The organism is Streptomyces sp. NPDC006265 (genome assembly GCF_040613555.1).
In the GTDB taxonomy this organism is placed as follows: domain Bacteria; phylum Actinomycetota; class Actinomycetes; order Streptomycetales; family Streptomycetaceae; genus Streptomyces.
This window is the reverse complement of sequence record NZ_JBEXSH010001363.1, coordinates 1-1,558: the sequence shown is the minus strand read 5'-3', so window position 1 is coordinate 1,558 and position 1,558 is coordinate 1. Positions and strand designations below refer to the sequence as shown.

The window sequence follows — 1,558 nt, the reverse complement described above, 5'->3', positions numbered from 1 at the left end:
GGCCGTGCTGCCCCAGCTGGCCGTCGAGTCGGTACGGACCCGGGGGGCGCGCACCGTGCGCCTCGAACCGGCGGTGCGGCGGGAGATCGTCGCGCTCACCCTGCCCGACCTCGCGAAGGTCCCGGCCGTGGCGGCGACGCTCGACCAGCTGGCCCGGGCCGCCCGCCGCTAGGGCGCCGGGCGCGTCAAAAACCAACGGCACGCGTGCGCGTGCCTGTTCGATGAAACGTTCCTTCAGTTGTTCGAGGCGGTGTGCCCGCCCGATGCCGACGCCGACACCAGCCGGTTGCGCGCCCGCCCCATCAGCTCTTCGCGCTCGTCCTCGGTCAGCCCGCCCCACACGCCGTACGGCTCACGCACCGCCAGAGCATGGGCAGCGCACTCGGCGCGTACCGGGCACCTCATGCAGACCTCTTTGGCCGAGTTCTCACGAGCGCTCCTCGCCGCACCGCGCTCACCCTCCGGATGGAAGAACAGCGAGCTGTCCACCCCACGACAGGCAGCCAGCAGTTGCCAGTCCCACAGGTCCGCGTTCGGTCCGGGAAGGCGGGAGAAATCTGCCATTACGTGACCCCTTGTAGCCGTTCTGGGCGGATCCGGTGTCTACGACGGTACAACTACGATCTAAGGAGATGAAAATATGACTCATTGCGAATCTAGCTCCAGACACTGGCAAAGCGGAAGAAATGGGTCTGAATGGGGCATAGGTTGTGATGAAAGTTCGAGGGTCTGTCGCGCATATCTGCACCGTGTCCGCCCGCTCACGTAGAGTGCCGAAAGTGGCAGCCACCCCCGTAACTCTTTCGAGTGACCGTCGTTGAGAGTGCGAGGCGGTTGAAGGAACAAGCGCTCGGACGGGTGTCCGAGACGGTCGACCGCACAGGTGACGATTTCGTACCAGCCTGGAGGCTCAAGGTGACGCGCATCAGCTGCGGAGGGCGGTCATGACATCCGTCCTCGTCTGCGACGACTCCCCGCTTGCCCGAGAGGCGCTCCGTCGTGCGGTCGCGACCGTGCCCGGCGTAGAGCGCGTGACGACGGCGGCCAACGGCGAGGAAGTCCTCCGCCGCTGGGGGGCCGACCGCTCGGACCTGATTCTGATGGACGTACGCATGCCCGGACTGGGCGGCGTCGAGACGGTCCGGCGGCTGCTGTCCGCCGACCCCGGTGCGCGCATCATCATGCTCACCGTCGCCGAGGACCTGGACGGCGTGGCCCTAGCGGTCGCCGCCGGTGCCCGCGGTTATCTGCACAAGGACGCCTCCCGCGCGGAACTGCGCGCGACGGTGACCCAGGCCTTGGCCGACCCGACCTGGCGGCTCGCCCCGCGCCGGCTGCGCTCGGCCGAGATGGGCGCGGCGCCCACGCTCACGGCGCGTGAGATCCAGGTCCTCGAAGGCATGAGCCACGGCCGCTCGAACGCGGAGATCGGCCGCGAGCTGTTCCTCTCCGAGGACACGGTCCCGAGGAACTGGCCTTCCTGAGTCACGTTTCGTCGGTGCCGTTGCAGTAGTGCCTGCGGCACCTTCAAGCGGCGTTCACGAACTTCTTCGCCAAG

1 protein-coding gene and 2 pseudogenes are annotated in these 1,558 nt (G+C 67.8%); 2 read left to right on the top strand and 1 reads right to left on the bottom strand.

The features are described from left to right. A pseudogene (locus ABZ281_RS48890) lies at positions 1–172 on the top strand (LysR family transcriptional regulator); the annotation flags it as partial. 62 nt (positions 173–234) lie between these two features. Here ABZ281_RS48890 and ABZ281_RS48885 read toward each other — a convergent pair. Beyond that, positions 235–564: a WhiB family transcriptional regulator gene (locus tag ABZ281_RS48885; RefSeq protein WP_004927066.1), complete on the bottom strand. Its 330-nt coding sequence runs from the start codon at positions 562–564 to the stop codon at positions 235–237. Positions 565–944: 380 nt separating this feature from the next. On the opposite strand from ABZ281_RS48885, the pseudogene ABZ281_RS48880 reads away from it, so the two are divergent. Beyond that, positions 945–1,463 (top strand): annotated as a pseudogene (locus ABZ281_RS48880) (response regulator transcription factor); the annotation flags it as partial. Positions 1,464–1,558: the final 95 nt, after the last annotated feature.